This is a genomic window from Streptococcus mitis (genome assembly GCF_002096815.1).
Taxonomy (GTDB): domain Bacteria; phylum Bacillota; class Bacilli; order Lactobacillales; family Streptococcaceae; genus Streptococcus; species Streptococcus mitis_AD.
Genome location: NZ_NCVJ01000021.1, coordinates 130,986 through 154,466, shown reverse-complemented (window position 1 = coordinate 154,466; position 23,481 = coordinate 130,986). Strand labels below are relative to the sequence as shown.

The following is a 23,481-nucleotide window of genomic DNA, read 5'->3' as shown; positions in this document are numbered from 1 at the left end:
TTCCCTTTCTAGATTTTGTTCTTTCTTATAATTCTAACAGAAAAGCTCATATTATTTCGTCGTATTGCGAGTTTCAGTCAGTTTCTTATCCTTCAATTCAAGTGTAATATCTGACGCCTGTGCCACTTCTTTACTGTGGGTGACGACGATGACACATTTACCTGTTTTCTGGGCAAGTGATTTGAGCAGTTCGACAATATCTCCAGCAGTTTTAGGGTCCAGATTTCCCGTTGGCTCATCCGCGAGAATAACTGGAGCTTCTGATACCAAACTGCGCGCAATGGCCACACGTTGCTGTTGACCACCTGATAACTGGAGAACATTCCGCTTGATCTGACTTTCATCCAAACCAAGCTCAAGCAGTGTATCCTTGCTTGCCTTTTTGTTGACCAAGCGGATATTTTCCAGTGGAGAAAGATAATCTATCAAGTTATAATTTTGAAAGACCAGGGAAATATGGTGCATGCGATGGTAAGAATAGCCCTTCTTACGAATGTCCTCTCCTTGAAAAAGGATAGAACCCTCAACAGGACTATCTAGACCAGCAAGTAGGGACAAGAGTGTGGATTTTCCTGCTCCTGACTCACCAATAATACTGTAAAATTTCCCGGGTTCAAAATTATAATTGATCTGATATAGGACTGCTTCAGCAGTGTTCTTATAACGGTAGGTAACATCTTGTAATTGTAATAAAGTCATGATTTCTCCTTCTTAACTAATAGATGATAAAATTTCTTTAGGCGATTTTCTAAATAAGAATAGGAAACAAAGGGCTACAGATAAGCAACTAAGCAGAACTAGAAAAACATAGGATTCTGCAAAAGATAGGATGCTGGTTGATAGACTGCTTGCTTTGGCTAGCGTGTCTTGTAAGCTTGCCTGATCTCCACTTGCTAATAGAGTTTGGAGTAGGTAAGATGTGATTGCGTTTCCTGCAACAAATGCTGGAAGCAAAGCACCAAGAGATACCAAAACTACCTCTAAACAGAATTGTAGGAAGATCGAGCTCTTACCTTTTCCAAGTGCCAGAAGGATTCCCACTTCGTAGACCCTTTCCCTCAACCAGAGAGACAAGACTAAAATTAAGGATCCAGCTCCTGCTATCAACATCCCATAAAGGAAGATGGTTAGGAAGGTTTGGAAGGTTGCCACTGAGTCTTTGATTTGTTCAAAAGCCTTGTTTTCCTTTTCGACTTGATAGCCTTGATTTTCCAAAGACAAGTTTTCTACCTGCTTCATGAGTCCGTCCATTTCCTTAGGATTTTCTACATAGAAGCGAGCTGCACTGACTAGAGATTCACCATTACCCAAAAGGCTTTGGCTACTTTCATAGTCTGTAAAGACTTGGTTTTCACTGAAGTCAGAAGACAAGCCTGTAAATTTCTCTTGTTTTTTACCAGAAAAGATGCCGACAATCTCAAACTCCACTGTTTGCCCTTTGCCAGCTTCTGACTGACCAGCATCCAAGCGAAACTTGTCATGAAGCGAAAGACTATTCTTCTTAGCCAACTCTTCGTGGATTAGGATTTTCTTGGAATCCCCTTTTTGAAGATGTCGCCCTTCTTTTAAGTTGAAAGCCGAGCTGGTAAAGGTGACATCCTTAGATGAATCTTCAAGAGCTGTTAAGCTAACCAAATTCTTATCCGCAGCGGACAAATCATCACGTTCCACGCTCTGCTCGCCACTCACTGCTTCCTTGTCTTTTAGTTTTGCGACCGTCTCGAGTTCAGGAGAAACATTTTCCAGTCCCTTAATCTTGCTTACAGATGCTAGGTCTGACAACTTGAATGTCTGACCATTTTCTATCTTCTTAATAGAAAAAGAGGTATTGAGTGATTTGTAAAGATTGGTTTCAACTGTTTTGTTGGACTTCATCAGAGTCAAACAGGCTGAAATTCCAGCCAATAGGACCAATAAAATCAGAAATAAAATAAAACTTCTCAGTCGTTTTCTGCTGACATAAGCCCAAGCTCTTTGGATCGGATTCATTTGTCACCTCCATATTTGTAAGACTATTATAAAATCCAAATATGAAATGTTTATGAAATACAAAAAAAGAGCAAAAATTTTTTGCTCTACTTGAATTAGATAAAAAAGAGCTAGCCTAAGCTAACTCTTATCCTATGCGGAGAGAGGGACTTGAACCCTCACGACCTAAAGCGGTCACAGGATCCTTAGTCCTGCGCGTCTGCCAATTCCGCCATCCCCGCGTCGATTACTTTACTAGTATATCAACTTTTAGGATGCTTGTCAACACTTTTTTTCAATTTTTTTCATTTCATCAACCAAATTACTCAGAAAGTTCATTTAGATTTTCATCTACTAACTTAGCTCCAAGTGTGTTTTTAAAATGACCTAGGGCAAATTGATGATTTTCAGGCCAGATGGAAGCAACAGCTGGTTTAACAATCTCGATGTCATATCCTAGATTATAGGCATCTATAGCTGTATGCAGGACACAGATATCCGTCAAAACTCCGGTTAAAATAACTGTAGAAATTCGACGCTCTCTCAAACGGATATCCAGGTCAGTCCCTGAAAAAGCTGAGTAATGGCGTTTATCCATCCAAAAGACACGACTGTCTGAACCATGCTCTTGATAAAAGGTCCCCAAATCTCCGTATAAATTCCGTCCACTAGTCCCAATCAAATTGTGAGGAGGAAACAGCTTGCTTTCTGGATGGAAACAATCGTTTTCTTCATGAGCATCTATTGTAAAGAAGATGTAATCTCCGCGTTCAAAAGCTAATCGAGTTACCTTGCTGATGGCATCCGAAATTGCCTGAGCTGGAGCACCTGCTGTCAGCTTCCCACTATCAGCAACAAAATCTTCTGTATAATCAATCGAAATTAAAGCCTTAATCATTAGTAATCTCTTTTCTTCACTTCTTCAAAAATATCTGAAATCAAGACCTTAAGATAGGTTCCCTTCATTCCAAGTGAGCGACTTTCAATAATTCCCGCAGACTCAAGCTTACGAAGAGCATTGACAATCACAGAACGGGTAATACCGATACGGTCTGCAATCACAGACGCAGTTAACTGGCCTTCATTTCCATTTAATTCCCCTAAAATTGCTGAAACAGCACGGAGTTCTGAATAAGAAAGGGTATTAACCGCCATGGTAACAGCAGTACGGCGGCGAATATTTTTCTCATCTTCTTCACGCTGGAAGTTGAGGAGTTGAATTCCAACAACGGTACTCGCAATCTCAACAAGAATCAAATCCTCGTCTTCGAATTTTTTATCATTGCGCCAAATAATCAAAGAACCAAGACGAATCCCTGATACATGAATCGGTGCAATAGTCGTCAAACCATCTGGAAAGTCGGCACGACTTTCCACAGGAAAAATACTTAAATCATGATCAACTGTCAGATTGGCTTCTGTATCGTAAATCATGTTCGCACCTTGAATGTAGTCATCTGGGAAAATTTTAGTTTGGAAGAATTGCTCTACACGATCTGTATTGGTTTTGTAACGCATAAAATAGCCAAGGAGACGTCCCTTGCTATTAACGATACAGGCGTTACAGTCAATAATATCTGCCAATTGACGGGTAATTGCATTGTAGGGAAGTTCTTCCTGCAACTGCTCCTCTGAGCGCTTCAGGATAGAAGTAATTTTTCTAGTTTTTTCTAATAAATGTGCCATTTTTCACCTCGAATATAATCGCTATCATTATAACATAAACAGCTTGAATTTTCAATTATTATCTGAAAATTGCTTATTTAATTGCAATTTAAAAAAACAAGAATATTTTTAATTAAATTGCTTCTTTTCTATTGACAAGCCCCCTATTTTTGTGTATCATAATATTATAAGAAGATAATATATCTATTTTATTTATCTTTCTTTTCCATTCGGTCTCCTTATATAAAAAAGCGATTCATTTTGAACCGCTTTTTCTTATTTATCGCCCTTGTTACGAATAACAAAGCCTGTTTGCTTTTCGCTTGAAGTATTGCGTGGTTTTTTATTATCTTTACGGTAACGTTTTTCCTTATCAAAACGATCGTTGCCACGACTTCCTTTTTTGAAATCATCACGACGACCACCACGACGGTTGTCTCCACGGCGATTATCACGACGGTCATCTCCACGACGACCTCCCTTACCTTTACCACCGAATCCATTACCTGATGGTTTAAATGGCAATGGTTTTTCACGTGCAATCTCCACTTCAGGAAGACTATCTGGGTCTTGAACAGTCAGACTCAAGATATACATTGCCAATTCTTCAGGAGTAAATTCGGCAGCCAGCTTACGAGCATCCTTACCAAATTTCTCAAAGTTGGCACGGATAGTCTCATCTGCAAAATCACGTTCGATTTTCTTGAGAGCTACGTGTTTTTTAGCTTGGAAGGCTTCTTCTGCACTTGCAGGTTTGAGACCTTTCATGCGTTTCTTAGTCAAGTTTTCAATGATTTGGAGGTAGCCCATTTCATTTGGTGATACGAAAGTAATAGACTGACCTGACTTACCAGCACGACCTGTACGACCGATACGGTGAACATAACTTTCAGGATCTTGTGGAATATCGTAGTTATAGACATGGGTCACACCTGAAATATCCAACCCACGCGCTGCAACGTCTGTCGCAACCAAAACATCAAGATTGCCATTTTTAAAGTCACGAAGGACACGAAGACGTTTGTTTTGGTCTAGGTCTCCATGAATTCCTTCTGCACGGAAGCCACGGATTTTCAAACCACGAGTCAATTCATCTACACGGCGTTTTGTACGACCAAACACGATAGCAAGCTCAGGCTGTTCCACATCCATAAGACGGGTCATGGTATCAAATTTTTCTTGTTCTTTAACACGAATATAGTACTGGTCAACCAATTCTGTTGTTAATTCCTTAGCAGCAATCTTCACATGCTCAGGTTCTTTCATAAACTGAACACCGATACGTTTGATGGCATCTGGCATAGTTGCTGAGAAAAGTAAGGTTTGACGGTTTTCAGGGACACGGGAGATAATAGCTTCAATGTCTTCAAGGAAGCCCATGTTGAGCATTTCATCCGCTTCGTCAAGGATAAGAGTTTCAATATCTTGTAATTTCAAGGCCTTGCGTTTAATCAAGTCCAAGAGGCGACCTGGAGTTCCCACCACGATATGGGCACCAGATTTAAGAGCCTTAATTTGTTTTTCAATGCTTGATCCGCCATATACTGAGCGGACTTTGACTCCCTTACTACGACCAAATCGGAAGAGTTCTTCTTGACTTTGGACAGCTAGTTCACGAGTTGGAGCGATAACCAAGGCTTGGATAGTCGCTTCTTCTGTACGGATTTTTTCAAGGGTAGGCAAGCCAAAGGCTGCAGTTTTTCCTGTACCAGTCTGAGCTTGACCGATAACGTCCTTACCTTCAAGAGCCAATGGAATGGTTTGTTCTTGGATCGGACTGGCTTCTACAAAACCAGCTTTTTCAATCTCTGCTAGCAAATCAGCAGACAAGTTTAATTCATTAAATTTCACGTTATTCTTCTTTCTAAAGGTGGTGCGAAGCCACCCTATAGGGCTTAGTTTATACTTTTCTTTTTATGACGTATTTTCATATACTGGATATAAAATCGTGTTGCTTCTTTTCCACAAAAGAAAAGTACTGTTTTCTTTGCAACCTATCTAGTATAACACAAGAGAGAAGCAAAAGATAGCCCAATCCATCGATAAACTCATGTAAACGATTTTTCAGAGAAAATAAGGATGAAATTTCCACTATTTCATAAACTTTTTTAAAGCGTAGCAGAATTGTGCAAAAGTTTTTTTCTTGTGCTAGAATGAAAATCGAATAGGAGGAACTCTAAATGTTAACTTATGATTTAATCGTTATCGGATTTGGTAAAGCTGGTAAAACACTAGCAGGTAAATTGGCTTCAGCTGGTAAAAAAGTTGCCCTCGTTGAACGTAGCAAAGCTATGTACGGTGGAACTTGTATCAACATTGGTTGTATCCCAACTAAAACTTTGCTAGTTGCTGCTGAAAAAGATTTATCTTTTGAAGAAGTCATTGCTACTAAAAACACTATCACTGGTCGCCTCAACGGTAAAAACTATGCGACTGTTGCTGGTACAGGCGTCGATATCTTTGATGCGGAAGCTCACTTCCTTTCAAATAAAGTCATCGAAATCCAAGCTGGTGATGAAAAGAAAGAACTGACTGCTGAAACAATCGTCATCAACACTGGTGCTGTTTCAAACGTCTTGCCAATCCCTGGACTTGCTACAAGCAAAAACGTCTTTGACTCAACAGGTATCCAAAACTTGGACAAATTGCCTGAAAAACTTGGAGTCCTTGGTGGTGGAAATATCGGTCTTGAATTTGCTGGTCTTTACAACAAACTTGGAAGCAAGGTTACAGTCCTAGATGCCTTGGATACTTTCCTTCCTCGTGCAGAACCTTCCATCGCAGCTCTTGCTAAACAATACATGGAAGAAGACGGCATTGAATTGCTTCAAAACATCCGTACTACTGAAATCAAAAACGACGGTGACCAAGTGCTCGTCGTGACTGAAAACGAAACTTACCGTTTCGACGCCCTTCTTTACGCAACTGGACGCAAACCAAATGTAGAACCACTTCAACTTGAAAATACAGATATTGAACTAACTGAACGTGGTGCTATTAAAGTAGACAAACATTGTCAAACAAACGTTCCTGGTGTCTTTGCAGTTGGAGATGTCAACGGTGGCCTTCAATTTACTTACATTTCACTTGATGACTTCCGTGTTGTCTACAGCTACCTTGCTGGAGATGGCAGCTACACACTTGAAGACCGTCTCAATGTACCAAACACCATGTTTATCACACCTGCGCTTTCACAAGTTGGTTTGACTGAAAACCAAGCAGCTGATTTGAAACTTCCATACGCCGTTAAGGAAATTCCTGTTGCAGCCATGCCTCGTGGTCACGTAAACGGAGACCTTCGCGGAGCTTTCAAAGCTGTAGTTAATACTGAAACAAAAGAAATTCTTGGAGCAAGCATCTTCTCAGAAGGTTCTCAAGAAATTATCAACATCATCACTGTTGCTATGGACAACAAGATTCCTTACACTTACTTCACAAAACAAATCTTCACTCACCCAACCTTGGCTGAGAACTTGAATGACTTGTTTGCGATTTAAGTTGAGATTTAATCGTATCGAACAGCCCTCTGAGGGCTGTTTTCATTTCTGCGAAATCTCATACTCTTCGAAAATCAAATTCAAACCACGTCAGCTTTATCTGCAACCTCAAAGCGGTGCTTTGAGCAACCTGCGGCTAGCTTCCTAGTTTGCTCTTTGATTTTCATTGAGTATCAAATCTGTCTTTTCCTTCTTTTATGATATAATAGAAACATGAAATTAAAAACTACTTTGGGCCTTCTTGCTGGGCGTTCTTCCCACTTCATTTTAAGCCGTCTTGGCCGTGGAAGTACGCTTCCAGGAAAACTTGCCCTTCAATTTGATAAAGATATTTTACAAAACCTAGCTAAGAACTACGAGATTGTCGTGGTGACTGGAACCAACGGAAAAACCTTGACAACTGCTCTCACTGTCGGCATTTTAAAAGAGGTTTATGGTCAAGTTCTGACCAACCCAAGCGGTGCCAACATGATTACAGGAATTGCGACAACCTTCTTAACAGCCAAATCTTCTAAAACTGGGAAAAATATTGCCGTCCTAGAAATCGACGAAGCCAGTCTATCTCGTATCTGTGACTATATCCGGCCAAGCCTTTTTGTCATCACTAACATTTTCCGTGACCAAATGGACCGCTATGGTGAGATTTACACAACTTACAAGATGATTTTGGATGCTATTCGTAAGGTGCCTACTGCCACTGTTCTTCTTAATGGAGACAGTCCACTTTTCTATAAGCCAGCTATTCCAAATCCTGTACAGTATTTTGGTTTTGACTTGGAGAAAGGCCCAGCACAGCTGGCTCACTATAATACAGAAGGGATTCTCTGTCCTGACTGCCAAGGCATCCTCAAATATGAGCATAATACCTATGCAAACTTGGGTGCCTATATCTGTGAAGACTGTGGATGTAAACGTCCTGATCTCGACTATCGCTTGACAGAACTGGTTGAGTTAACCAACAATCGCTCTAGCTTTGTCATTGACGGACAAGAATACGGTATTCAAATCGGTGGTCTCTACAATATCTACAACGCCCTAGCAGCGGTTTCCATCGCCCGTTTCCTTGGTGCAGATTCACAACTAATCAAGCAAGGATTTGATAAGAGCCGTGCAGTCTTTGGACGCCAAGAAACCTTCCATATCGGTGACAAGGAATGCACGCTCGTCTTGATTAAAAATCCAGTCGGTGCAACTCAAGCTATCGAAATGATTAAACTAGCACCTTATCCATTTAGTCTATCTGTTCTCCTAAATGCCAACTATGCAGATGGAATTGATACCAGCTGGATCTGGGATGCTGATTTTGAACAAATCACTGAGATGGACATCCCTGAAATCAACGCTGGCGGTGTTCGCCATTCTGAAATCGCTCGTCGTCTACGAGTAACAGGCTATCCAGCTGATAAAATCACTGAAACAAGTAGTCTAGAACAAGTTCTTAAGACCATTGAGAACCAAGACTGCAAGCATGCTTATATTCTAGCTACCTATACTGCTATGCTTGAATTCCGCGAACTGCTGGCTAGTCGTCAGATTGTTAGAAAGGAGATGAACTAATGGTTTATACTTCACTTTCCTCAAAAGCTGGCAATTACCCTTATCAGCTCAACATTGCTCACCTCTATGGAAACCTCATGAATACCTACGGGGACAATGGAAATATCCTCATGCTCAAGTATGTGGCTGAAAAACTAGGGGCCCATGTGACGGTTGACATCGTTTCACTGCATGATGATTTTGATGAAAATCACTACGACATTGCCTTTTTCGGTGGCGGTCAAGACTTTGAACAAAGTATTATTGCAGACGACCTACCTGCTAAAAAAGAGAGCATTGACAACTACATCCAAAACGACGGTGTGGTTCTCGCTATCTGCGGTGGTTTCCAACTATTGGGCCAATATTATATTGAAGCTTCAGGTAAACGTATCGAAGGGCTCGGTGTCATGGGCCATTATACCCTAAACCAGACCAATAACCGCTTTATCGGTGACATCAAGATTCATAATGAAGATTTCGATGAAACCTACTATGGCTTTGAAAATCACCAAGGCCGTACTTTCCTTTCTGATGACCAAAAACCGCTGGGACAGGTTGTCTATGGAAATGGAAACAACGAAGAAAAGGTCGGCGAAGGGGTTCATTATAAGAATGTCTTTGGTTCCTACTTCCACGGGCCTATCCTCTCTCGTAATGCCAATCTGGCCTATCGCCTAGTCACTACTGCCCTCAAGAAGAAATACGGTCAGGACATCCAACTCCCTGCCTATGAGGACATCCTCAGTCAAGAAATCGCTGAAGAATACAGCGACGTCAAAAGCAAGGCTGACTTTTCTTAAACCAAGGAAAACTATATCAAAGAACTCCGCTATCTTACCGGAGTTCTTTTTGTCTTTTCTTTTACCCTTCTCCCTTGCATTTTCTCTCTTTTTTTGCCAAAATAGAGGGGTAGAAAGAAGGTAGCATATGTCTAAATTACAACAAATCGTAACATATCTTGAATCAGAAAAACTAGACGTCGCTGTCGTATCTGACCCCGTCACAATCAATTACCTCACTGGCTTTTACAGTGATCCCCATGAACGCCAAATGTTCCTTTTTGTCCTAGCGGATCAGGAACCCCTCCTCTTTGTCCCAGCCCTTGAAGTTGAGCGTGCAAGCAGCACTGTTTCCTTCCCAGTTGTGGGCTATGTGGATTCTGAAAATCCATGGCAAAAAATGAAACATGCTCTTCCACAGCTTGACTTCAAACGTGTCGCTGTCGAGTTTGACAATCTCATCTTGACTAAATATCATGGCTTGAAAACAGTCTTTGAAACTGCTGAGTTTGAAAACCTCACTCCTCGTATCCAACGCATGCGTCTCATCAAATCAGCTGATGAAGTACAAAAAATGATGGTTGCAGGTCTCTATGCTGATAAAGCAGTTAATGTTGGTTTTGACAATATTTCTCTTGATAAGACCGAGACAGATATCATCGCTCAAATCGACTTTGCCATGAAACGTGAGGGCTATGAAATGAGCTTTGATACCATGGTCTTGACTGGAGATAACGCTGCAAATCCACACGGCATTCCAGCAGCTAATAAGGTCGAAAATGATGCTCTTCTCCTCTTTGACCTTGGTGTTCTAGTAAACGGCTACGCGTCAGATATGACTCGTACAGTCGCTGTCGGTAAACCTGACCAATTCAAGAAAGATATTTACAACTTGACTCTTGAAGCCCAACAAGCTGCTCTTGAATTTATCAAACCAGGTGTGACTGCCCATGAAGTAGACCGCGCTGCCCGTGAGGTCATCGAAAAAGCTGGTTACGGAGAGTACTTCAACCACCGTCTCGGTCACGGTATCGGTATGGATGTCCACGAATTTCCATCTATCATGGAAGGAAACAACATGGTCATCGAAGAAGGCATGTGCTTCTCTGTTGAACCAGGTATCTATATCCCTGGTAAAGTCGGTGTCCGCATCGAAGATTGCGGTGTTGTTACCAAGGATGGCTTTGACCTCTTTACAAACACCAGCAAAGACTTGCTTTATTTTGATTAATATTCTTCCAAAATCTTCCCACAACAAAACGCATAGTATCAAGTTTTTTCAACACCTGATAGTATGCGTTTTTGCTGATTTTTAGGACTTTTGACTCAGCCTCTTTACTTAATCTTCTTAATACTTTGACTAAGGATAAATCCTACAATCATCCCTACCATATTTTGCATGAAATTCGGTAGGATTTCTGGTAGGGCTGCTGCCCAGCCATTCATCAAAGTTGAACCCAAGGCGTAGCCCCCTACCATGGCAATCGTTGCTAAGATAAGACCTAGCCACTGAGCTTTTCCTTTAAATCCTGCGAAAAATCCCTGCAAGCCATGGTTGACCAAGCTAAAGAACATCCACTGAGGATAGCCTGATAAGAGGTCAATCAAGAAACCTGCTAGTCCTCCTACTACAGCCCCTTCACGACTACCAAAGTAGAAGGCCGTAAAGAAGACACCCGCATCTAAAAGAGTTAGAATGCCTGTCGGTGTTGGAATTTTTAAGAAATAACCTAGAACCACAGAGAGGGCGGTTAATAGGGATACAAGGGCAATTTTAGTCGTTTTTGTTTGCTTCATATTGTCTTACTCCATACTGATCTGCTTGTGTAATAGCACGGTAAACGAAAGCCTTAGAGCTTTCTACTGCTGGTAAAAGTTCATCACCTTTAACCAAGTGACTGGCAATGCTAGAGGCAAAGGTACAACCTGCACCAGCATTTTGCCCTTGGATGACAGGATTTTCTAAGACTGTAAAGTTCTGTCCATCATAAAAAACATCTACAGCCTTGTCCTGACTAAGGCGATTGCCTCCCTTGATAATGACTGCTGGCGCTCCTAAATCATGCAATTTCTGCGCTGCAGCTTTCATGTCTTCCAAGGTTTTGATTTCCTGACCAGCCAATAATTCTGCTTCTGGGAGATTAGGCGTAATTACGCTCACATAAGGGAAAAAGCGAATCAACTCTTGGCAGAGCTCACTAACAGCCACGTCATGCGTTTCCTTGCAGACCAAGACAGGGTCCAATACCACAGGTACTCCTGGGCGTTGCTTGATAAAATCCAATGCTTTCTCAGCTACACTAACATTAGGGAGAAGACCAATCTTAATCCCTGCAAACTCCACATCACGCAAACTATCTAATTCATGTTGAAAAATGGCATCGTCAGTTGGAAAGACTTCAAACCCCTTCTCTGTCAAGGCTGTCAAACAAGTCACTGCTACAAAGCCATGCAAGCCGTTCAAAGTATAGGTAGCCAAATCTGCTGATAAACCACCGCCACTAAAAATATCATTTCCAGAAAGTGCTAAAATACGATTATTCTTCATAACGAATCTCCTTTAAATACAAACCATTTGGTGCTGCAGTGGGACCTGCAAGCTGCCTGTCCTTTTTCTTCAAGATGAGGTCAATCTGCTCTACTGGCATGCGGTTATTGCCGATTTTGAGCAGTGTCCCCACCATATTGCGAATCTGCTTATACAAGAAACCATTTCCTGAAAAGGTAAAGGTCAAAAACTGACCTGTCTCATCAACTGCTAAACTAGCTTCTGTGATGGTGCGAACCTTATCCTCTACACTAGTCCCAGAGGCTGTAAAACCGGTAAAATCATGGGTTCCCTCTAACTTTTTGATTGCAATCTGCATGCGTTCCACATCGAGTGGATAGGGAAAGTGAGTGGCATAGTGACGGCGCATAGGATTTTTAGGACGGCCCCTATCCACGATAAACTCATAGGTCTTACTGTGCTTAGCATAACGGCAATGAAAATCATCCGCCACAAGCTCAATCGAAATCACATCAATATCTTCAGGGGACTGAGTGTCTAGAGCAAAACGGAGCTTCTCCTCATCCATTTGATAAGGCAGGTCAAAATGAATCACCTGTCCCAGGGCATGAACCCCACTATCTGTCCTACCAGCACCGTGAACAGTAATGGCTTGCCCTTTATTTAGCTTGGTCAAGGTTTTTTCAATTTCTTCCTGAACGCTACGCGCATGAGGCTGGCGCTGAAAACCAGCAAAGGCGTAACCATCATAGGAAATAGTTGCTTTATATCTTGTCATAACTTCTATTTTATCAAGAAAATAATCTGTAAACAAGAGTCTAAAATAAATATTGTCTGGGTACAAAAATCCCGAAAGAAAAACTTAGGAAATGAATCCTAAGCTCTCTTTTGAAGTAGATACATGACAAAGATAGAGGTTACAATCAACCATGAGCCTAAAATGGCAAAGACCAACATACCATTGTGAGTTAGTAAGCCAATTGCACCTAGAACAAATGGAGTCGTAAAGGCTCCGAAACTACAGCCTAATACAGCAAATGAGGTTGCTTGATTGAGGAGTTTAGCTGGAATTCTTTCAGAGACAAGTTGAAAGACCGTCGTCAAGGCTACACTGTAGGCAAAACCAGCCAGAATGCTTCCTGCCACCACCACCCACAAGGATGGAGACAAGGCAATCACAATTTGCCCTAAGCCAAAGGTAATACCAGACCAGAGGAGCAGTTTCTCTTTAAAGATAGAAATCAAGAAAGAGAAACTCACACCAGCCACAATCCCGATTAACTGCATGACACTAAGAACAAAACTAGATAACTGGGCATCTCCAAGCCCTCTTTCCACCATCAAGCTTGGAATACGGATGGTAATAGCTGTATTGGTACAAACTACAACTGCCGCTTCGATAGCTAGGATAAAAATCAAGCCCTTCATTTCCCTAGTTAAGCGACTTGCTTCCTTCTCCTTTCTCTTGACTTCTTTCTTTTCCTTTCCATAAGGGACAAAGAGCAGATAAAGGGTCAGTACCAAAAATCCAGCACTATAGGCTAGGAAGGTAGCTGTCCAACCAAAGGCCAACAACTGGCCGACTGCCAAGGTGATGAGAGAAGCCCCAACGACCTCTGCAGAACCGCGTAGCCCTAACATCTGAATTCGCGTTTTTCCTTGAAAGCGTTCACTGATAATGGAAATGGCCTTGGCATTGATCATCCCAACACCTAAACCAAAGAGAATACGTGTTCCAAAGACAAAAGGATAGGCTTGATACCAAAAGGGTGCTGTTCCACTCAGTGATAAAATCAGTAAACCCAAACTAATCTGTAAGCGCTCAGGGAATATTTTTTCTAAGAAACCATTTAGTAGTAACATGATCATGATCCCAAAGGAAGGCAAGCTCGCCAAAAGCTCAATTTGTTCCTTAGGATAACCTTGATAATAGTCAAACATGGCTGGTAGGGCACTTGAAATCGAAAAGGACGTAATCAAAACGAGGGAGAGAGCCAAAATACTGGCCCGTTCTAAAAATTGTTTCATGAAATCTCTTTCTATCTTTCTCTTAATCTTCTATTTTTTGATGGTTATCAAGCAAGAAAAGAAGAAGTCTCATTGGTTTGTAGACTCCTTCTTAAACTCGAAAATGAATCCCTTGTGTCTTATACTCAATGAAAATCAAAGAGCAAACTAGGAAGCTAGCCGCAGGCTGTACTTGAGTACGGCAAGGCGAAACTGACGTGGTTTGAATTTGATTTTCGAAGAGTATTAGGATGACTTTCTCTTGATTTGCTTAATAAAGTAGAAGATAAATCCTGCCACCATATAGGCAACAAAGATAATCAGACACCACTTGAACACGACATCCCACCCCTTGTTCACATTCAAAAAGAAGTAAGGGAAGGGACTGACCTTAGAATTAGGAACATCAAGTTTCAGTACCAAGCCATTAAAAAGAGCAAAAATCATATAAAGCAAGGGTAAAATCGTCCACACAATTGGATCCCAAATCTTGTATTGACCCTGTTTGTCAAAAAAGAGGGTATCTGCTAAAAACCAGAGGGGAACGATATAGTGGCAAAGGAAATTTTCTAGGGTATAGAAATTAGTCGCAATGGGCGCCAGGAGGAAATGGTAAATCACACAGGTAATCATGATACTCATGGTGACCCCACCTTTTAAGCGCAAGAGGCTTGGCCTTTGCCAGTTTTCACCTAAACGGCTCATAACCTTTAGGAGATAGAGCGTAAAAATCGCGACTAAAAGGTTGGACAGAACCGTATAATAGAGCAACATCCCAAAGCCACCATGCTTGGCGATTTCAAGATAAACTCCCGTAAAAGCCGCTAGAAACAAGAAGATACGGCTATAAAATACTAGTTTATAGTGCTTTGACATGCTTAAATTTTCTTCACAAACTCTGATTTGAGTTTCATGGCACCAAAGCCATCGATTTTACAGTCGATATTGTGGTCGCCTTCTACGATGCGAATATTTTTCACGCGCGTTCCTTGTTTCAAATCTTTTGGCGCACCTTTTACTTTCAAGTCCTTGATGAGGGTTACTGTATCACCGTCAGCCAATTTATTTCCGTTGGCATCGATAGCGACAAGGCCTTCTTCTACTTCTGCAACTTCAGCAGGATTCCACTCATTAGCGCACTCTGGGCAAACCAGTAGTGCACCGTCTTCGTAGACATACTCTGAGTTACATTCTGGGCAATTTGGTAGGTTGTTCATGGTTTCTCCTTATCATCATTCACTATTCTTTGAAAATCAAAATTTCTCGAACAGCAACTATTATACCTTAAAATTAGTATTTTGACAAATGAGTCGCCGGAGGAGTAAAGAAAAAATCATGTAACTTTTTCTGCTACATGATTTTTAAAAGATAGTTTATCATGAGTAGTGATACAGAAACTCATGATAGAAAGGGATGCATTTATCTTATAAACCAGGTGCTTGTCCAAGTTCTGCGGCAAGCATCCAGATTGTTTTATCAGTTTCAGTTTTAGCATCTGAGAAGATACCGTTTGTCACATCATCACCCTCTTCATCAGTGACATCCAAACCTTTTTGGAAGAGTTCTGACAAGTAACGGTAGATAGCAAGCACACGTTCCAAGCTTTCTTCAACATTACGGTATTCACCAGCTTCTTCTTCGATTTCACTGTTTTGAAGGAATTCTGTCAATGTAGAGAATGGGCTTCCTCCAAGTGTGATCAAACGCTCACTGATTTCATCCAATTGACCGTCAAGAGCTTCCATATACTCATCCATTTTTGGATGCCATACAAGGAAACCACGACCACGCATGTACCAATGCACTTGGTGCAAAGCAACGTGAGCTACATACAAATCAGCAACAGCTTGGTTCAAGACTTCCTTTGTTTTTGCCAATGCTACTGGCGCTGCTTTTGTCAATGATGTTACGTCTTTTACTGCTTCTTTTTTCAATTCTACCATTTTATTTTACCTCATTCATTATTATTTGTAACCACTTCTTAGTGTTTACTCCCTTAGTATACTACTAATGAAAACCAATAGCAAGCCAAATGACTCACATGAGAAAAGTTGCAATAGACTGATAATTTAAGAAAAGTTTAGTTAGTTCTGATTAGCTCACTTTATCAGATTTACTTGAAAATTGGCTTTGGTAAAGTTCATAATAAAAGCCTTTTGCTTAGAGTAATCTTTCGTAATTTCCCTGCTCAATAATCTGTCCATCCTTAAGAACGAGAATCTTATTTGCTTCTTAAATGGTCTAGAGACAATGGGAGATGACAAAGCTGGTCCTTCCTTTCATCAACCGTTTCATAGCTTTTTGAATCAAGAGTTCCAAACGGGTATCAACAGAGGAAGTCGCTTCATCCAAAATGAGAATTTTAGGATTAGCTAGAATAGCAAGCGCGATGGTCAACAGTTGTTTATGCCCGAGGGAAATATTGCTGGGGTCTTGGTTCATCTCCATGTTATAACCACCAGGAAGAGTTCGTATAAAATAGTCTACATTAGACGCTTTAGTAGCAAAAAAGAAAGGACTAAATGTGTCCTTTCTCGATTTTAGTTTTTCTTCAACCCAATAATGTTGATAAAGAGTCGATTATTTTACAAAGTCAAGCAATGCCAAGAAGCTTTCAGCTTCAAGTGACGCACCACCAACAAGGGCACCGTCAACGTCTGGGCAAGCCATGTATGAAGCAACGTTTTCAGGTTTAACAGAACCACCGTATTGAACACGAACTTTGTCTGCAACTTCTTGACCAAAGTCAGCAGCTACAACGTCACGAACAACTTTACACATTTTTTGTGCGTCGTCTTGTGAAGCTGATTTACCAGTACCGATAGCCCAGATTGGCTCATAAGCGATAACTGAGGCAGCAACTTGTTCAGCAGTCAATCCAGTCAATGCAGCAGATACTTGAGCACCTACAAACTCAGCAGCTTTACCAGCTTCGTAAGTTTCAAGTGACTCACCACAACAGATGATTGGAAGCATACCGTTTGCAAAGATTGCTTTTGCTTTTTTGTTGATATCTTCGTCAGTTTCATGGAAGTAGTCACGGCGTTCTGAGTGACCGATAACAACATAGTCAGTACCGATTTCTTTCAAAACTTGTGGGCTTGTTTCACCAGTGAAAGCACCTGCATTTTCAAAGTAGCAGTTTTGAGCCGCAACTTTAAGGTTTGAACCTTTTGCAGCAGCAAGAACAGTTGTCAAATCAAGAGCTGGAGCTGCGATACCTGCTTCAACAAGATCTGATGAAGGAAGTTTTGATGCAACTGCTTCAACAAATGCTTTAGCTTCTTCTGGATTTTTGTTCATTTTCCAGTTACCAGCGATAAATGGTTTACGTGACATTTCACATACCTCTTTTTTCAATTTATTTTCTACTTATTTTATCACAATTATACACAGCTTGCAAATCTTACTCGGATTTCAAGCCTGCTTACCTAGATTAATCCTTCCAGAGATCCATGGCATTTCTGAAATCTGCAGATACCTGTGTCAACTGAGGATTGCTTGCTTCTCTTTCTGCCCGCTTGGCCTCGATTTGAGCCACACTTTTAATACCTTCATGGCGCCAATTTCTCAAAATCGCCTGAATGTACTTCCAGTTTGCTTTTCCATTCAAAACAGCTTCACGAAGAGCTTCCTTAATCAAGTCAGCACTGGTCCCATCTTCTTTTAGTGTCTTAGTCAAATCTTCAATCTCAAAAGGCGTCAACAAGCGTCCTAATTCCTGCTGGAAGGTTTCCACCAAATCCTTAAGCTGGTTTTGAGGTGTCAACTGGTCTGAACTAGAATCACTAGCTCCAAGCAAGTCATCCAAACGTTCCAAGGCTAAACTGGCATCAAAAAGCAATTCAATTTCGCCATTTAATTCGATAGTACGATACTGGAGGAGTCCCCTCTCCGTCAGATTGGAAATGGACTGGTTGACATCCGAAATTTCCTTGCCAATCCTTTCAGCAATCTGACTTGGCGACATTTCTTCCAAACCTGTCGTATTTTGCAAATAGAAAAATTGCCAGACTAGAAAATCGTCGCTGGAAGGAAAGAGTTCCTTAAAATGCAAGAGCAGGGCACTCGGTAAAACCAAGTTCCCTGATTTAAAAGCGTCTAAATATGTCATAATTCCTCTTATAAATACCCATATGCAGATGCATCATCTTCTATCTTTCTCCAGTCAAAAGGAGTCTCTTGATAGACCGCATAGTTTACCCAGTTACTGAAAAAGAGGGCTGCAGATGAAGACCAACAAAGACAAGGTGTCTGGTTGACATCATCATCCTTAAAGTAATTTTCTGGAATATGAGGATCCAAACCTGCATCACGATCTCGGAAATATTCATTTGCCAAGGTATCTCGGTCATACTCCAAATGCCCAAAACTATAAATTTCTCGTAAATCACGACTGGCCAAAATCGAAACCCCAACCTGAGGTCCTTCTGATAAAATCTCGAGATTGGTTTTATTTAAGATCTCTTCCTTAGAAATCTCCGTGTTCCGTGAATGAGGGGATACGTAGCTATCATCAAAGCCTCTAAAAAGAAGGTGCCCTTCTTTTAAGGTATCCTGAGGATAAATACCTGATAACTTACTATCCATCTGGTATTTTTCTACCCCATAGCGGAGATAGAGTCCCGCCTGAGCCCCCCAACAGATATGAAGAGTCGAATAGACATGGGTCTTAGACCACTCAATTACCTGACTGAATTCCTCCCAATAGTCTACTTCCTCAAATGGTAAATGCTCAACTGGAGCACCCGTGATAATCATCCCGTCAAAATACTCGTCCTTGACTTCAGGAAAAGTTTTGTAGAAAGTCTCCATGTGTTCTGAACGAGTTGTTTTAGAACGATGACTCTCCATATAGAGGAAATCAATATCCAGTTGTAGGGGTGTATTGGCCAAATGGCGCAACAACTGGGTCTCTGTCACCATTTTTTTAGGCATGAGATTTAAGATCAAAATCTTCAAGGGACGAATATCTTGGTGGGCAGCACGTTGATCATCCATAACAAAGATGTTCTCTGTCCGTAAAATCTCAACAGCTGGTAATTTTTTATCAATTCGAATCGGCATAACCCTCTCCTAACTGTACTCTTTCAGGAATAATTGCATGCGTTTGAAGCTAAAATTCAAACACTTGTTCCTTTTATTATACTGTAAGAAGATATAGTTTTCAATTATAGTTTTTCTCTAACTAGCTATAGTCTATTTTTATATCCTAATGTAGAGAAAACAGCCCTAAGGACTGTTTTTCATTAATAATGCATCAAAACTTTGTAATCGTAGTCACCAATTTTTTCACGGCCATTCAATTCATCCAATTCAACAAGGAAGGCACAACCTGCTACAACACCACCAAGTTTTTCAATCATCTCGATGGTTGCCTTAACAGTTCCACCTGTCGCCAAGAGGTCATCTACGATAAGAACACGTTGACCTGGCTTGATGGCATCCGCGTGCATAGTCAAGGTATCAACACCGTATTCTTTTTCATAGTCAGCAGAAATGACTTCACGTGGCAATTTCCCTGGCTTACGAACAGGAGCAAAACCAATTCCCAACTCGAAGGCAACTGGACAACCCACGATAAATCCACGAGCTTCAGGACCTACGATCATATCAATTTTCTTGTCAGTAGCATACTGAACGATTTCACGGACAGCGTAGCTATAAGCATTTCCATCAGCCATCAAAGGACTGATATCACGGAAAGTAATACCTTCCTTTGGATAATTTTCAATTGTTGCAATATAATCTTTTAAATTCATCTTTTTCTTTCTTTCAAAGTTTTTACTCTCTATTATACCATATTTTCTCCAAAAGAAGAAAGTAAAACTCCATTTTCCTTTTCAAGTCAAGAGCAAAAATAGTTCACTTCCAACTTTATTGGATACAAAAGCAATCAAAAAACGAGCACTTTCGTACTCGCCTTTGTTTATAAACTACTGATTAAAGTGAGTTTACGTCAACTTTGATACCAACACCTTGAGTAGTTGTGATAGTCAAGTTTGTTACGTAAGTTCCTTTAGCTGTAGCTGGTTTTGCTTTTTGGATTGTTTCGTTGAAAGCTTTGAAGTTTTCAACCAATTTTTCAGCTTCAAATGATACTTTACCGATGATTGCTTGAACATTACCTGCACGGTCAGCACGGTAAGTAATTTTACCACCTTTAGACTCTTCAACTGCTTTAGCAACATCCATTGTTACAGTACCAGTTTTAGGGTTTGGCATCAAGTTACGTGGTCCAAGGACACGTCCAAGACGTCCAACAAGAGCCATCATGTCAGGTGTAGCAATAACTACGTCGAAGTCTAACCAACCGTCATTGATTTTAGCAACAAGGTCATCTTCACCAACAAAGTCTGCACCAGCAGCTTTTGCTTCTTCAGCTTTTGCACCACGTGCGAAAACAAGAACGCGTGAAGTTTTACCAGTACCGTTTGGCAATACCATTGCTCCACGGATTTGTTGGTCAGCTTTTTTAACGTCGATGTTCAAGTTGTAAGCAACTTCTACAGTTGCGTCAAATTTTGCAAAGTTAGTTTCTTTTGCAAGTGCTACAGCTTCTTCTACGCTGTATGCTTTTGTGCTGTCGATTTTCTCAAGAGCAGCACGAAGTTGTTTGCTTTTTTTAGCCATTTTCTATTCTCCTTGTAAGTGGTTCAATCGATTTTCATCTCCCACGTCACTTCTCGAAATGATGAAGTCTTGCGGGTTATATTGGGGGTGTTATTGATTAATCAACAACAGTGAATCCCATAGAACGAGCAGTACCTTCGATCATACGCATTGCAGACTCTACGTTTGCTGCGTTCAAATCTGGCATCTTAGTTTCTGCAATTTCTTGTACTTGTGCACGAGTAACTGTAGCAACTTTAGTTTTGTTAGGTGTACCTGATCCTTTTTCAACACCTGCAGCTTTTTTCAAAAGAACAGCAGCTGGTGGTGTTTTAGTGATGAAAGTAAATGATTTATCTTCGTAAACTGAGATAACAACTGGAATGATCATACCAGCTTGGTCAGCTGTACGAGCGTTGAACTCTTTTGTGAATCCCATGATGTTGATACCAGCTTGACCAAGAGCAGGTCCAACCGGTGGAGCTGGTGTAGCTTTACCAGCAGGGATTTGCAATTTTACAAGTTTTTCGACTTTTTTAGCCATTTTTAAATCCTCCTTTGTGGTTTTGGCGGTAATTAGAGATTTTTACCTCCCACAAGTATGCTTTTCACATACCCATCTATTATACACTATTTATCTGGAATTGCAAGAGAAAAGTTTATTTTTTAATCGACGTAATCTCCACCTTCAAAGCCGAAATACTCTTCCAAACTGAGGCCACTAGCTGCAATCTCTTTAGCCTCTTTTCCGACATAACGAAGGTGCCATTCCTCAGCCATATAGCCTGTTTCCTTTTCCTTACCTTTAAGATAACGGACAACAAAGCCATAATCAGCTGCATGGTCCAAAAGCCATTGGGCCGCTTTTTCTTCTGTCACCAAATCACCATTTGTCCCAATCACATCAAAGGCCAAGCCTGTCTGGTGCTCGCTATAGCCAGGGCGAGCAGAGTAACGGTCTGCTGCAGCCTTTCCATCTTTATTGACATAATCTTGATAGAGGTTAGTCTGAGTCTCGTAACTTCTAAAACCACTGTATTGATCACTAATTGGGAAGCCTGCCTCTTGCATCGCTTTGATGAGTTTGACCAACTCAGCCTTGGCTGTTGGATTTTCCCCTGGATTGTAGTCTTTAGATAATGGATAATGTTTATTTGCTACGATAATTTCATCGTATTTCCCTTGAATACTGTAGTAGTCACCTTTATTAACCACTTCTGCTTTTTTCTGGGTGGCTTCTTGAGACTTATTTCCGACTGTTCCATCAACTTTGGCTGTTTGTTCTGTCTTAGCTGCTCCATCTTCATTTTTTGCTTTTTCCTGTGAACAAGCTGCTAAACTCAAGGCTAGCAAGGCTGTCAAGACAAGGTATCTTTTTTTCATTTCTACTCCTTTATTTTCAATAATTTATCTAGTTCTGACGATAAACGTTCGACTAATCTTTTAATCTCATCCGGTTTTGCTTGGCAGGTTTCTGAGGTCATTTCTTCAAAGGGAACCCACCAAACTGGCCCACGACCTTTAAGACCGTGGCCGTTCATATCACCTCTTCGTCGTGGAAACAGATGCCAATGAAGATGGGCATCACCATTTCCTAGCAGTTCAATATTCATTTTCTCAGCAGCAAAGGCCTTAGCAACTGCCTCTTGGACTAAACTCATTTCCTCTAGAAAACGGAGTCCCGTTTCCTTTTTTAAATGGTGCAATTCGGTGACGTGTTCCTTGGCTAGAAAGAGACTATAGCCTGCAAAATACTGGTGGTCTCCAACCACAAGATAGCCTGTTTCCAACTCTTTGACAAAATAGGGACTTTCTCCCTTCTTGATGAGCTCAATTCTCTGGCAAATCAAACACATATCAATCTACCAATGCGCTCTTAAGATAAGCATCAACCATACGTTCCGTTGCGACCACCGAATCAATATGAGTGCGTTCATATGAGTGACTAGACTCGATACCAGCACCGAGAAGGGCGTGTTTGACTTCTGCCCCTGCGGACATGGCTGCTGAAGCGTCCGAACCATAAAATGGATAGATATCCAGTTTAAATGGAATATCTTGCTCTTTAGCCAAAGCAACCAAATGTTGACGGAAGTCATAGTGATAAGGTCCAGAAGCATCCTTGACACAGATAGACACTGTATATTCGTCTGTTTGCTGGTCATCTCCCATAGCTCCCATATCCACAGCCAGATATTCTACCACCTGAGCAGGAATATTAGAGTTAGCCCCATGCCCCACTTCTTCAAAGACTGAAAAAGCAAAATGGGTTGTTACGGGCAATTCAATCTTCTCTTCCTTATAAATACGAAGCAGATTAAGCAAAATCGCTGCACTGACCTTATCGTCCAAATGACGAGACTTGATAAAACCTGTCTCTGTCACGACGGTTCGTGGATCAAAGCTGATAAAATCACCGACCTCAATACCAAGAGCACGAGTTTCTTTTTCATTGGTCACTTTTGCATCCAAACGCACTTCCATATTGTCCTGAGTGCGTTCTGCAGTTCCTGCATCCTTATAGACATGGCAAGAAGTTTGGTGGATGAGGATGGTTCCTGATACTTTTTCACCTGTGCTAGCTACGTGAACAGTACAGTTTTCTCCTTCAATCATGTTCCAAGGGAAACCACCGATACGGTCCATTTTGAGACGGCCGTCTGGTTTGACAGCACGGACAATAGCACCCAACGTATCCACATGGGCAGTCACATAGCGGTGCTCTTCATCATTTTGACCTTTGATGGTCACATTGACACCGCCCTTGGCTGTGCGAACCGGCTGGTAACCAAAACCTTCTAGAGTCTTGACTAAATAGTCTGAAATCTCACGAGTGAAGCCCGTTGGCGATGCAATAGCTGTCAGTTCTTTGATATATTCTACTGTTTGATTCATTTCTTCACCT

Annotated in this window: 25 protein-coding genes, 1 tRNA gene and 1 pseudogene; 4 read left to right on the top strand and 23 right to left on the bottom strand. The window is 41.1% G+C overall.

Translation table 11 applies throughout. The annotated features are described in order from the left end of the window. Positions 1 to 51: 51 nt before the first annotated feature. The 6 genes from vex2 to cshA all read right to left on the bottom strand — a co-directional run bounded on the left by vex2 (position 52) and on the right by cshA (position 5,484). Positions 52 to 699, bottom strand: a complete 648-nt coding sequence (gene vex2, locus B7696_RS07460) for an ABC transporter ATP-binding subunit Vex2 (RefSeq protein WP_000173751.1) — start codon at positions 697 to 699, stop codon at positions 52 to 54. A 12-nt stretch (positions 700 to 711) separates the two neighbouring features. Beyond that, on the bottom strand, positions 712 to 1,989 hold the full coding sequence (locus B7696_RS07455) for an ABC transporter permease (protein ID WP_084863039.1): 1,278 nt from the start codon (positions 1,987 to 1,989) through the stop codon (positions 712 to 714). A gap of 135 nt (positions 1,990 to 2,124) precedes the next feature. Further along, positions 2,125 to 2,210: transfer RNA gene (locus B7696_RS07450), tRNA-Leu, on the bottom strand. Positions 2,211 to 2,290: 80 nt separating this feature from the next. Continuing rightward, a complete protein-coding gene (locus B7696_RS07445) occupies positions 2,291 to 2,866 on the bottom strand; it encodes a cysteine hydrolase family protein (RefSeq protein ID WP_084863037.1) in 576 nt (191 codons plus the stop codon). Beyond that, positions 2,866 to 3,654, bottom strand: a complete 789-nt coding sequence (gene codY, locus B7696_RS07440) for a GTP-sensing pleiotropic transcriptional regulator CodY (RefSeq protein ID WP_000940738.1) — start codon at positions 3,652 to 3,654, stop codon at positions 2,866 to 2,868. Before codY ends, B7696_RS07445 begins: the two co-directional genes overlap by 1 nt. Before the next feature lie 255 nt (positions 3,655 to 3,909). Beyond that, positions 3,910 to 5,484 (bottom strand): degradosome RNA helicase CshA, encoded by a 1,575-nt coding sequence (cshA, locus tag B7696_RS07430; protein ID WP_084863035.1) that lies wholly within the window; start codon positions 5,482 to 5,484, stop codon positions 3,910 to 3,912. A gap of 329 nt (positions 5,485 to 5,813) precedes the next feature. On the opposite strand from cshA, the gene B7696_RS07425 reads away from it, so the two are divergent. The 4 genes from B7696_RS07425 (at position 5,814) to B7696_RS07405 (ending at position 10,679) form a co-directional block, all read left to right on the top strand. Then, positions 5,814 to 7,130, top strand: coding sequence for an FAD-containing oxidoreductase (locus tag B7696_RS07425; protein WP_084863034.1), 1,317 nt, complete (start codon positions 5,814 to 5,816; stop codon positions 7,128 to 7,130). Positions 7,131 to 7,343: 213 nt separating this feature from the next. Then, positions 7,344 to 8,687, top strand: a complete 1,344-nt coding sequence (murT, locus tag B7696_RS07415; RefSeq protein WP_084863032.1) for a lipid II isoglutaminyl synthase subunit MurT — start codon at positions 7,344 to 7,346, stop codon at positions 8,685 to 8,687. Beyond that, positions 8,687 to 9,469 (top strand): lipid II isoglutaminyl synthase subunit GatD, encoded by a 783-nt coding sequence (gene gatD / locus B7696_RS07410; RefSeq protein WP_000263159.1) that lies wholly within the window; start codon positions 8,687 to 8,689, stop codon positions 9,467 to 9,469. The genes murT and gatD overlap by 1 nt, the downstream gene beginning before the upstream one ends. Positions 9,470 to 9,596: 127 nt before the next feature. After that, a complete protein-coding gene (locus B7696_RS07405) occupies positions 9,597 to 10,679 on the top strand; it encodes a M24 family metallopeptidase (protein ID WP_084863030.1) in 1,083 nt (360 codons plus the stop codon). 104 nt (positions 10,680 to 10,783) lie between these two features. Here the strand turns inward: B7696_RS07405 and B7696_RS07400 are convergent, their stop codons facing one another. The 17 genes and pseudogenes from B7696_RS07400 to B7696_RS07320 form a co-directional block, all read right to left on the bottom strand. Beyond that, positions 10,784 to 11,245: an ECF transporter S component gene (locus B7696_RS07400; protein WP_084863029.1), complete on the bottom strand. Its 462-nt coding sequence runs from the start codon at positions 11,243 to 11,245 to the stop codon at positions 10,784 to 10,786. Continuing rightward, the gene (locus tag B7696_RS07395) at positions 11,223 to 11,996 is read right to left on the bottom strand and encodes a bifunctional hydroxymethylpyrimidine kinase/phosphomethylpyrimidine kinase (protein ID WP_084863027.1); all 774 of its coding nucleotides are present in this window, start codon (positions 11,994 to 11,996) and stop codon (positions 11,223 to 11,225) included. The genes B7696_RS07400 and B7696_RS07395 overlap by 23 nt, the downstream gene beginning before the upstream one ends. Next, positions 11,986 to 12,735 carry a tRNA pseudouridine(38-40) synthase TruA gene (truA, locus tag B7696_RS07390; RefSeq protein WP_020903642.1) on the bottom strand — a complete coding sequence of 250 codons (750 nt, stop codon included), beginning with the start codon at positions 12,733 to 12,735 and terminating at the stop codon, positions 11,986 to 11,988. Before truA ends, B7696_RS07395 begins: the two co-directional genes overlap by 11 nt. Before the next feature lie 98 nt (positions 12,736 to 12,833). Continuing rightward, positions 12,834 to 13,985 carry an MFS transporter gene (locus B7696_RS07385; RefSeq protein ID WP_084863025.1) on the bottom strand — a complete coding sequence of 384 codons (1,152 nt, stop codon included), beginning with the start codon at positions 13,983 to 13,985 and terminating at the stop codon, positions 12,834 to 12,836. Positions 13,986 to 14,210: 225 nt separating this feature from the next. After that, on the bottom strand, positions 14,211 to 14,840 hold the full coding sequence (locus B7696_RS07380) for a Pr6Pr family membrane protein (RefSeq protein WP_000033942.1): 630 nt from the start codon (positions 14,838 to 14,840) through the stop codon (positions 14,211 to 14,213). 2 nt (positions 14,841 to 14,842) lie between these two features. After that, positions 14,843 to 15,181 (bottom strand): zinc ribbon domain-containing protein YjdM, encoded by a 339-nt coding sequence (locus B7696_RS07375; RefSeq protein ID WP_084863024.1) that lies wholly within the window; start codon positions 15,179 to 15,181, stop codon positions 14,843 to 14,845. A gap of 207 nt (positions 15,182 to 15,388) precedes the next feature. After that, complete coding sequence (locus tag B7696_RS07370) at positions 15,389 to 15,907, bottom strand: Dps family protein (protein ID WP_004237560.1); 519 nt, start codon at positions 15,905 to 15,907, stop codon at positions 15,389 to 15,391. A 151-nt stretch (positions 15,908 to 16,058) separates the two neighbouring features. After that, positions 16,059 to 16,505 (bottom strand): annotated as a pseudogene (locus tag B7696_RS07365) (ATP-binding cassette domain-containing protein); the annotation flags it as partial. Positions 16,506 to 16,544: 39 nt separating this feature from the next. Next, positions 16,545 to 17,303 (bottom strand): triose-phosphate isomerase, encoded by a 759-nt coding sequence (gene tpiA / locus B7696_RS07360; protein WP_084863022.1) that lies wholly within the window; start codon positions 17,301 to 17,303, stop codon positions 16,545 to 16,547. 97 nt (positions 17,304 to 17,400) lie between these two features. Further along, the gene (locus tag B7696_RS07355; protein WP_084863021.1) at positions 17,401 to 18,078 is read right to left on the bottom strand and encodes a DnaD domain-containing protein; all 678 of its coding nucleotides are present in this window, start codon (positions 18,076 to 18,078) and stop codon (positions 17,401 to 17,403) included. Positions 18,079 to 18,086: 8 nt separating this feature from the next. Continuing rightward, a complete protein-coding gene (metA, locus tag B7696_RS07350; RefSeq protein WP_084863019.1) occupies positions 18,087 to 19,031 on the bottom strand; it encodes a homoserine O-acetyltransferase MetA in 945 nt (314 codons plus the stop codon). A 182-nt stretch (positions 19,032 to 19,213) separates the two neighbouring features. Further along, complete coding sequence (locus B7696_RS07345) at positions 19,214 to 19,726, bottom strand: adenine phosphoribosyltransferase (RefSeq protein ID WP_001049318.1); 513 nt, start codon at positions 19,724 to 19,726, stop codon at positions 19,214 to 19,216. Between the two features lie 181 nt (positions 19,727 to 19,907). Beyond that, the gene (gene rplA, locus B7696_RS07340; RefSeq protein WP_001085675.1) at positions 19,908 to 20,597 is read right to left on the bottom strand and encodes a 50S ribosomal protein L1; all 690 of its coding nucleotides are present in this window, start codon (positions 20,595 to 20,597) and stop codon (positions 19,908 to 19,910) included. A gap of 97 nt (positions 20,598 to 20,694) precedes the next feature. Beyond that, positions 20,695 to 21,120: a 50S ribosomal protein L11 gene (gene rplK, locus B7696_RS07335; protein ID WP_001085807.1), complete on the bottom strand. Its 426-nt coding sequence runs from the start codon at positions 21,118 to 21,120 to the stop codon at positions 20,695 to 20,697. A gap of 122 nt (positions 21,121 to 21,242) precedes the next feature. Beyond that, positions 21,243 to 21,959 (bottom strand): LD-carboxypeptidase LdcB/DacB, encoded by a 717-nt coding sequence (ldcB, locus tag B7696_RS07330; protein ID WP_020902091.1) that lies wholly within the window; start codon positions 21,957 to 21,959, stop codon positions 21,243 to 21,245. Between the two features lie 2 nt (positions 21,960 to 21,961). Continuing rightward, positions 21,962 to 22,432 carry an HIT family protein gene (locus B7696_RS07325; protein ID WP_084863018.1) on the bottom strand — a complete coding sequence of 157 codons (471 nt, stop codon included), beginning with the start codon at positions 22,430 to 22,432 and terminating at the stop codon, positions 21,962 to 21,964. A gap of 1 nt (position 22,433) precedes the next feature. Further along, entirely contained in the window at positions 22,434 to 23,471 is a 1,038-nt protein-coding gene (locus B7696_RS07320; protein ID WP_084863016.1) for a M42 family metallopeptidase, read from the bottom strand. Positions 23,472 to 23,481: the final 10 nt, after the last annotated feature.

Bases quoted from the DNA above. Each gene is read 5' to 3' on its own strand.
- B7696_RS07380 (WP_000033942.1), bottom strand. From the start codon at position 14,840: ATGTCAAAGCACTATAAACTAGTATTTTATAGCCGTATCTTCTTGTTT.
- murT (WP_084863032.1), top strand. From the start codon at position 7,344: ATGAAATTAAAAACTACTTTGGGCCTTCTTGCTGGGCGTTCTTCCCAC.
- B7696_RS07445 (WP_084863037.1), bottom strand. From the start codon at position 2,866: ATGATTAAGGCTTTAATTTCGATTGATTATACAGAAGATTTTGTTGCT.
- truA (WP_020903642.1), bottom strand. From the start codon at position 12,735: ATGACAAGATATAAAGCAACTATTTCCTATGATGGTTACGCCTTTGCT.
- B7696_RS07325 (WP_084863018.1), bottom strand. From the start codon at position 22,432: ATGTGTTTGATTTGCCAGAGAATTGAGCTCATCAAGAAGGGAGAAAGT.
- rplK (WP_001085807.1), bottom strand. From the start codon at position 21,120: ATGGCTAAAAAAGTCGAAAAACTTGTAAAATTGCAAATCCCTGCTGGT.
- B7696_RS07345 (WP_001049318.1), bottom strand. From the start codon at position 19,726: ATGAATTTAAAAGATTATATTGCAACAATTGAAAATTATCCAAAGGAA.
- B7696_RS07370 (WP_004237560.1), bottom strand. From the start codon at position 15,907: ATGGTAGAATTGAAAAAAGAAGCAGTAAAAGACGTAACATCATTGACA.
- vex2 (WP_000173751.1), bottom strand. From the start codon at position 699: ATGACTTTATTACAATTACAAGATGTTACCTACCGTTATAAGAACACT.
- B7696_RS07395 (WP_084863027.1), bottom strand. From the start codon at position 11,996: ATGAAGAATAATCGTATTTTAGCACTTTCTGGAAATGATATTTTTAGT.
- B7696_RS07455 (WP_084863039.1), bottom strand. From the start codon at position 1,989: ATGAATCCGATCCAAAGAGCTTGGGCTTATGTCAGCAGAAAACGACTG.
- codY (WP_000940738.1), bottom strand. From the start codon at position 3,654: ATGGCACATTTATTAGAAAAAACTAGAAAAATTACTTCTATCCTGAAG.
- B7696_RS07320 (WP_084863016.1), bottom strand. From the start codon at position 23,471: ATGAATCAAACAGTAGAATATATCAAAGAACTGACAGCTATTGCATCG.
- B7696_RS07355 (WP_084863021.1), bottom strand. From the start codon at position 18,078: ATGACATATTTAGACGCTTTTAAATCAGGGAACTTGGTTTTACCGAGT.
- B7696_RS07405 (WP_084863030.1), top strand. From the start codon at position 9,597: ATGTCTAAATTACAACAAATCGTAACATATCTTGAATCAGAAAAACTA.
- metA (WP_084863019.1), bottom strand. From the start codon at position 19,031: ATGCCGATTCGAATTGATAAAAAATTACCAGCTGTTGAGATTTTACGG.
- rplA (WP_001085675.1), bottom strand. From the start codon at position 20,597: ATGGCTAAAAAAAGCAAACAACTTCGTGCTGCTCTTGAGAAAATCGAC.
- B7696_RS07385 (WP_084863025.1), bottom strand. From the start codon at position 13,985: ATGAAACAATTTTTAGAACGGGCCAGTATTTTGGCTCTCTCCCTCGTT.
- B7696_RS07400 (WP_084863029.1), bottom strand. From the start codon at position 11,245: ATGAAGCAAACAAAAACGACTAAAATTGCCCTTGTATCCCTATTAACC.
- gatD (WP_000263159.1), top strand. From the start codon at position 8,687: ATGGTTTATACTTCACTTTCCTCAAAAGCTGGCAATTACCCTTATCAG.
- B7696_RS07375 (WP_084863024.1), bottom strand. From the start codon at position 15,181: ATGAACAACCTACCAAATTGCCCAGAATGTAACTCAGAGTATGTCTAC.
- B7696_RS07425 (WP_084863034.1), top strand. From the start codon at position 5,814: ATGTTAACTTATGATTTAATCGTTATCGGATTTGGTAAAGCTGGTAAA.
- tpiA (WP_084863022.1), bottom strand. From the start codon at position 17,303: ATGTCACGTAAACCATTTATCGCTGGTAACTGGAAAATGAACAAAAAT.
- ldcB (WP_020902091.1), bottom strand. From the start codon at position 21,959: ATGAAAAAAAGATACCTTGTCTTGACAGCCTTGCTAGCCTTGAGTTTA.